This window comes from Phenylobacterium sp. (assembly GCF_020402505.1).
GTDB lineage: Bacteria > Pseudomonadota > Alphaproteobacteria > Caulobacterales > Caulobacteraceae > Phenylobacterium.
In genome coordinates, this window is sequence record NZ_JADBZL010000122.1 from 1 (window position 1) to 6051 (window position 6051).

The window sequence follows — 6051 nt, forward strand, 5'->3', positions numbered from 1 at the left end:
CGGCGCCGGGTCCGGCATGGGGCGGGCCACCGCCGAGATCTTCGGGGCCGAAGGGGCGCACGTCGCCGTCACCGATTTCAACGGCGAGTCCGCCGAGGCTGCGGCGGAGGCCATCCGGCGGGCCGGCGGCTCGGCCCAGGCCTGGGCCCTCGACGTCTCGGACGCCAGCCAGGTCCGCGCCGTCACCGAGGCCATCGCCGCCCGCTTCGGCGGCCTCGACATCCTGGTCAACAACGCCGGAATCTCGGCCTTCAGCCCCATCGACTCCCCGGACTATGACGCCGCCTGGGCCAGGTCCCTGGCCGTCCTCCTGACCGCGCACCAGCTGACCATCCGCGCCGCCCTGCCCTGGCTGCGCAAGTCAAAGGCCCCCCGCATCGTCAACATCGCCTCCACCGAGGCCCTGGGCGCCACCAGCCGCGACAGCCCCTACGCCGCCGCCAAGGCCGGCGTCACCGGCCTGACCCGCGCCCTGGCGGTCGAGCTGGGCAGGGAAGGCATCACGGTCAACTGCATCTGTCCGGGCCCCATCCTCACCGGCATGACGGCGGGCATCCCCGAAGCCGACAAGGCCACCTACGCCAAGCGGCGCACGGCCCTGGGCCGCTATGGCGATCCCGCCGAGGTCGGTCACATGACCGTCAGCCTCTGCCTGCCCGCCGCCAGCTACATCACCGGCGTCACCATCCCGGTCGACGGCGGCCTGATGGCCCGCAACGCCTGACCCCCTTGCCCGCAGGGGAGCAATTCCTCCCCCTTCCAGGGGGAGGTGGACCGCGAAAGCGGGCCGGAGGGGGGCAGCGGCCCCTCCGCCGCCTTACGCCGCGACGGTCGCCTTCCGCTCTGCCCGCGCATTCGGGAAGATGCGCAGGAAGTTCTCGGCGTAGAACTTGTCCCGCACGCTGGCCGGGCGCTCGCCGAGCGAGGCCTCGAAGCGGCCGATCGGATTCCGGCCGCCCTCGATATGCGGATAGTCGCTGGAGAAGAGGTAGAGGTCCTCGTTCGACTGGTCGATGAAGGCGCCCACCTCCTCGAAGACGAAGGGGGTGAAGGCCAGCTGCTGGGTGATCTGCTCGGAGGGCGTCCGGTGCAGGCCCTGCAGGTTGGCGTCGTTGCGACTCCAGTGCTTCACCACCCAGTCCAGGCGGCGCAGCAGCTCCGGGACCCAGCCGGCGCCCAGCTCCACCGCCGCGCCCTTCAGGCCCGGATTGCGGTGCAGGACCCCGTCCAGGATCATCATGGTCAGGAACTGCTCGGGCCCCTCGTGCAGGACGGCCACGTCCTTGGTGCGCAGGTTCTCCCCGCCGCCCAGCCAGTCCTTGGTCGGCGGCCGGCCATTGTTCATCCACGCCTTGGCCAGCTGCAGGGGCGCGCCGCCCACGTGCAGGACGAAGGGGACGCCGGCCTCGGCCAGCTTCGCCCAGAAGGGATCGAAGTCGATGTGGCCCGGAGAGCGGTCCATCGGCGCCCGGTGCGGCACCCACACGGCCTTGAGGTTGCTGGCCAGGACGAAGTCCAGCTCCTTCAGGGCCAGCTCCGGGTCGTCCAGCGGGATGGCCGCCACGCCCATCAGCCGGTCGTCGGCGGCGCAGAAGTCGATCATGTGCCGGTTGTGCGCCCGGGTCGCGCCATAGCGCAGCCGGCTCTCCAGCTTGCTCGACGGCGAGAAGGGCATGCGCAGGCTGTGGGTGGCGAAGACCAGCTGCTTGCGGAAGCCCAAGAGGTCCATGGCGGTGCGCCGGTCGCCGGGATTGAAGGCCCCCAGGGCCTGGATCTCCTTGGACTTCTCGATCAGGGCGTCGCCCAGGGCCACCTGGGCCGCCACGTGCTCATCGCTGTGCCGGCCGCCCTGGTCCATGATCACCGCCACCTCCTCGTCGGTGACGATGGAGGCCGAATAGGACACCTCGGGGATCTCGTCCCGAAGCCCGGGATCGGCATAGCGCTTGAGGAAGTCCGGCAGCTCCATGATGTGGCTGTCGGCGTCGTAGATGTCGCGGTCCGCCGGCGCGTAGGCCATGGTCGTCTCCCCCCGTATGGCGTTCTTTGGACGCCGACTATGGGGTCAAGTCCGGGCGGAGGGCAAGGCGGGCGATCCGACACCTTGTCGCCCCACCCGCGCCGGAAATTCGCCCACCAAGGGCGCTGACCTATCAAGTCAAATAGCTTATGTGCTATGTCCCTAGGCCGTCGAAGCCGGGAAGATCGTGATGGGACGCAAACTGGATGAGGTGATCGCGGCCCTGCCGGAAGCCCGCCGCGAGCGCGTCGAGGCGCGGGCGAAGGCCCTGATGAGCCAGGTCGAGGGCCTGGGCGACGTGCTAAAAAACCGCGGCGACGCCTGAGCTCACAGCCCCAGCACCGCGTTTGCCATGATGTTGCGCTGCATCTTGTTCGTGCCAGCGTAGATCAACATAGGACTTTCGTTACGACTGGGTGAACAAACGGGGGTCACGTCAGTGATTGCCTCTCTGGGTGACGTGATGCGGCAGGCCTGGGACAGCGACGCTCACCAGCCTGGTCATCAGTGGAGATCCCGGAGGTCAAGGAACTCAGTCGCGTAGGACCGGGGTTTCGTACAGTGTCACCGTAACCCCCAACGACGAAGACTCCATCGCCGAACGCGGAGGCTCATGGTCAACGAGCCCGCGGAGTTAGGTACCGGTCGATGTCGACGTAGATTTCCCAGGCCTTCTGAGGTTCAGCTTTAGCAAGGGCAAGGTAGGCGCGCGCGCAGGCGGCCTGAGGGCTTGCGTCGGAGGTCATTATCTTAATATCGCGCTCTGCGCTCGCCCGCATGGCCGGGTCGGGGTCTTGTGAAAGACGTATTGTCTTGAAGATCTCTCGGATCACCCGAGCGCGGTCTGCTAGCAGTTCCTCCCGGTCGTTCAGGCTGAAGAAGTCGATCGTCACCTGGGCCCGATTACGATCATCTTTTCTCGCCGTCGGATGAACCTGGGCGAGCACGCCGGTAAAGGTTATGAAGGCGTCGGGGTCGTCGCCATTGGCTCCAAATGGAAATAGGAGAAGCGGGGACTCCGATGAGTTGAGCTCGGTGATCGTCATCGTCGCCCCGCCGCGGGTGCGGAGGATCGGGAAGTAGTCGCGTTTGCGATCTGAGTTGCAGCCCTTACAGGAGCAGGCAAAGTTCTCAATGTCGTAGGCGAGCCAGTAGTAGCCGGTAGCGCTCCCGGGGCCGGTGTCGTAGTCGTAGCTGACCCTCGGTTTGCGGCTCGGGTAGGGCCACTTCAAGACCCGTCCCTTAGGCCGGAAGTGCTCCACGTCGTGCTCGGATTTTCCAGTGAGCTCTGCGCCCAGCACACGTTCGCAGTAAATGCACTTGTTGTATTGCAGCGCCATGTAGACAGGCTTCACCTCGCTCCAGATTGAAGAGTTCTCAGCGAACTTCTGGGCCTCGACGAACTCTGCCCTGCGTTCGTCCGCCCGCTTGCCCCAGCCGGGTTTATGCTTTTCGATGAGAGCCTCGAGGTCTTCCCGTTTCAGAGGCGGCTGATAGCGGATCACGCGTTGCTCGAGGAGCTGTGGGAGAACTTCTTGAGCCATTCCGGCGCTTCGCCGGGGGCGGGAGGCGGCTCGCCCCCGCCCGCAGAGGCGCTGCGCAGGAACGCCAGAGCTGCGCCGGCCTGGCCGCGCTCCGCGGCCTGCGATAGCGCGCGCAGCTTGTCCGCGAATTCCGGGTCGCGGGTGGAATCCAGGCCAAACACCTCCGAGCGGAGAATTTGATCGGCCGAGAGTCCGAAGGTCTCCTCCGTCGGCCGACTGATCTTGGGCGTCGCGTTGGGACCCATCTGGACATTGTGGATGTTGGCGCGCTCGATGGTGCTTACGACCAGCGGACTGTGGGTCGTGAAGATGAACTGGATGTTCTTCAGCGTCCGCGCCAATGTCGGGATCACCGTCCGCTGCCAGGCCGGATGAATGTGGAGGTCGATCTCGTCGACGATCACCACACCGCGGCTCTCTGTGAGCTTCCGCCCGGACGGCGCGCCCATGCACAGATGGTAGAGCAGGTCGGCGATCCAGCTGAGGTACGCCCGGTAGCCGTCCGAGAGGGCGGTGATGGGAACAACGAGGCTCCGGAAGTTGAAGAGGTACTCTCCGGCCTCCATTTCGCCCAGGAATTTCACCCCGGGCGGAAGCAGCTTATTGAGCAGGGTCAACACCTGCTTGTGGCGGCCGGGGTTTTCGAGCCCCCAGGCCGGCAGCCAACTGCTCAGTGGGATGAGCGCCAAGTGGTCCTCGAATAGCGTTGCGACGCGGTCATACCGGACCGCGCGCGCGCGACGCCGAGTCGCAAGATCGTTGGCCGACAGCGCCTCGGCGCGTCGCGATGCCCCATAGCCAACGAAGAAGAAGGCAGAACTGTCGTCTTGGAAATAGCTGTCGTTCTGGTCTGTGGCGAGCGGTTGGAGGAACTCGATATCGCCCCGGCGCTCCACAGCGGCGGCGAAGCGGGCCAACTGGCCCTCTTTCACGCCGTCCTGTTCATGCAGAACGACATCGACCCCCACCCTCGCCTTCTTCACTACCCCTCGTGAGGACCGACGGATGAGGGACTGAGGACGATATCCGGAGGACGACACCAGAGGCGAGATCAGCGCCAGCGCCATGGCGTCCAGTAAGGTGCTCTTCCCAGACCCGTTGTTGCCAAGGAAGACGTTCACGTTGTTGAAGCGGGGTGGCCATCGCGCGACGTCCTCGAACGCCGGCTCCTTGCGACGACCCGGATACAGCAGATCCACCTTGGCCCTTCGATAGGCGCGAAGATCCTGGATCTCGAGGTGTCGAACGTACATGGCCGGTCACTCTCTCTTGGCGGCGCACTCTAGCAGCGCAGAAGCGGTGACGTGACCCCCATTTTTCATCCAGCCATAACGATAGCCCTAGTTTGATTTGACCTTGCCCCCAACCTTGGACCAGGTCGGGCCGGGATTTCGCTCCGGTTAGCCCCCGGGCGGGTCAAGTGGCCCGGCGCCGTTCAGCAGATCAATCGGACACTTGTCGCCGATCGCCCCACAAGCCCACCCTCACAACCCCAGCACCGCCTTGGCCATGATATTCCGCTGGATCTCGTTCGTGCCCGCATAGATCGAACCGGCGCGGTCGTTGAAGTCCTTGGGCGCAGCGATCCAGGTGCGGGGCGGGCCGGCCCGGAAGCCGTATGCGGGAGGGTGCGCCATGGCTCGGCGTCTCACTTGCCAGAGACAGGCGTTCTGGCGCCATATCCCTTGCATTGTGTCGGCGCCAAGCATGCCCTGGCGCGCACAGATACGTAGCATAGACATATGACATATCATGTCTGATTGATATCTTTCGATTGATATGTCATTTATTTCTGATGTCTCGCGCATCAAGAGTCGCTACAGGACTGCCGCCTCAGAGCCAGCGCGCGATTGCGCAGCTGGGCAAGGACATCTCCATTGCCCGCCGCCGGCGAAAGCTGCCGCAACGGCTGATGGCCGAACGCATGCTGGTCTCGGTGCAGACGCTCCAGCGTCTTGAGGCGGGCGATGCGACCGTGGGCCTGGCCGTGCTGGCCAGCGCCCTCCATGTGTTCGGCATGACCCAGCGCCTCGCGGATCTTATCGCCCCGGATACCGATCAGGCGGGCATCAGCGAAGACCTTGCCCGGCTGCCCAGGACGACGCACGCCGTCAGCCGCGACGACCTGGATTTCTGACGGGCATGGCGACCGTCCGCACCTACGTCTTCGTCCATCTCGCGGGCGGCCCTGTTCCGGCGGGGCTGCTGACGATGACCGATGAGCCGCGAAACCCGTCCGCGACCTTTGCCTATGGCCGCCGCTATCTCGCCCGCCCGGACCGCGTCCCTGTCGATCCTGTGGCCCTGCCCCTCCACGATCCGGCCGCCAACCGCACATACCGGACCGAGGAAGGCTTCGCCGTTTTTGGCGGGATCCGCGATGCGGCCCCCGATGGCTGGGGCCAGTACCTCATGTACAAGGCGATGGGGGATCGCCTGCCGAGCGACATCGATCTGATCCTCGCCTCGGGCGACTACCGGGTCGGC

General features: G+C 65.6%; 6 protein-coding genes and 2 pseudogenes. 4 read left to right on the top strand and 4 right to left on the bottom strand.

Annotated elements, in window-relative coordinates:
• Positions 1 to 724: SDR family NAD(P)-dependent oxidoreductase (locus tag IM632_RS09145; RefSeq protein WP_296552255.1), on the top strand; the 724-nt coding region annotated here is incomplete at its 5' end.
• A gap of 93 nt (positions 725 to 817) precedes the next feature.
• Here IM632_RS09145 and IM632_RS09150 read toward each other — a convergent pair.
• A complete protein-coding gene (locus IM632_RS09150) occupies positions 818 to 2020 on the bottom strand; it encodes an amidohydrolase family protein (RefSeq protein WP_296498002.1) in 1203 nt (400 codons plus the stop codon).
• Positions 2021 to 2210: 190 nt separating this feature from the next.
• On the opposite strand from IM632_RS09150, the gene IM632_RS09155 reads away from it, so the two are divergent.
• On the top strand, positions 2211 to 2345 hold the full coding sequence (locus IM632_RS09155) for a hypothetical protein (RefSeq protein ID WP_296498000.1): 135 nt from the start codon (positions 2211 to 2213) through the stop codon (positions 2343 to 2345).
• Positions 2346 to 2637: 292 nt separating this feature from the next.
• Here the strand turns inward: IM632_RS09155 and IM632_RS09160 are convergent, their stop codons facing one another.
• The 3 genes and pseudogenes from IM632_RS09160 to IM632_RS09170 form a co-directional block, all read right to left on the bottom strand.
• Positions 2638 to 3525, bottom strand: a complete 888-nt coding sequence (locus IM632_RS09160; protein WP_296497998.1) for a hypothetical protein — start codon at positions 3523 to 3525, stop codon at positions 2638 to 2640.
• Complete coding sequence (locus IM632_RS09165) at positions 3522 to 4817, bottom strand: ATP-binding protein (protein ID WP_296497997.1); 1296 nt, start codon at positions 4815 to 4817, stop codon at positions 3522 to 3524. The genes IM632_RS09160 and IM632_RS09165 overlap by 4 nt, the downstream gene beginning before the upstream one ends.
• A 231-nt stretch (positions 4818 to 5048) precedes the next feature.
• A pseudogene (locus tag IM632_RS09170) lies at positions 5049 to 5147 on the bottom strand (hypothetical protein); the annotation flags it as partial.
• 212 nt (positions 5148 to 5359) lie between these two features.
• Between IM632_RS09170 and IM632_RS09175 the strand changes: the two are divergent.
• Positions 5360 to 5701 carry a helix-turn-helix transcriptional regulator gene (locus IM632_RS09175; RefSeq protein ID WP_296482124.1) on the top strand — a complete coding sequence of 114 codons (342 nt, stop codon included), beginning with the start codon at positions 5360 to 5362 and terminating at the stop codon, positions 5699 to 5701.
• Positions 5702 to 5706: 5 nt separating this feature from the next.
• A pseudogene (locus IM632_RS09180) lies at positions 5707 to 6051 on the top strand (hypothetical protein); the annotation flags it as partial.

What these genes read in the sequence shown, in the direction of transcription:
- IM632_RS09165 (WP_296497997.1), bottom strand. Translation starts at nt 4,817, where the DNA reads ATGTACGTTCGACACCTCGAGATCCAGGATCTTCGCGCCTATCGAAGG.
- IM632_RS09155 (WP_296498000.1), top strand. Translation starts at nt 2,211, where the DNA reads ATGGGACGCAAACTGGATGAGGTGATCGCGGCCCTGCCGGAAGCCCGC.
- IM632_RS09175 (WP_296482124.1), top strand. Translation starts at nt 5,360, where the DNA reads ATGTCTCGCGCATCAAGAGTCGCTACAGGACTGCCGCCTCAGAGCCAG.
- IM632_RS09150 (WP_296498002.1), bottom strand. Translation starts at nt 2,020, where the DNA reads ATGGCCTACGCGCCGGCGGACCGCGACATCTACGACGCCGACAGCCAC.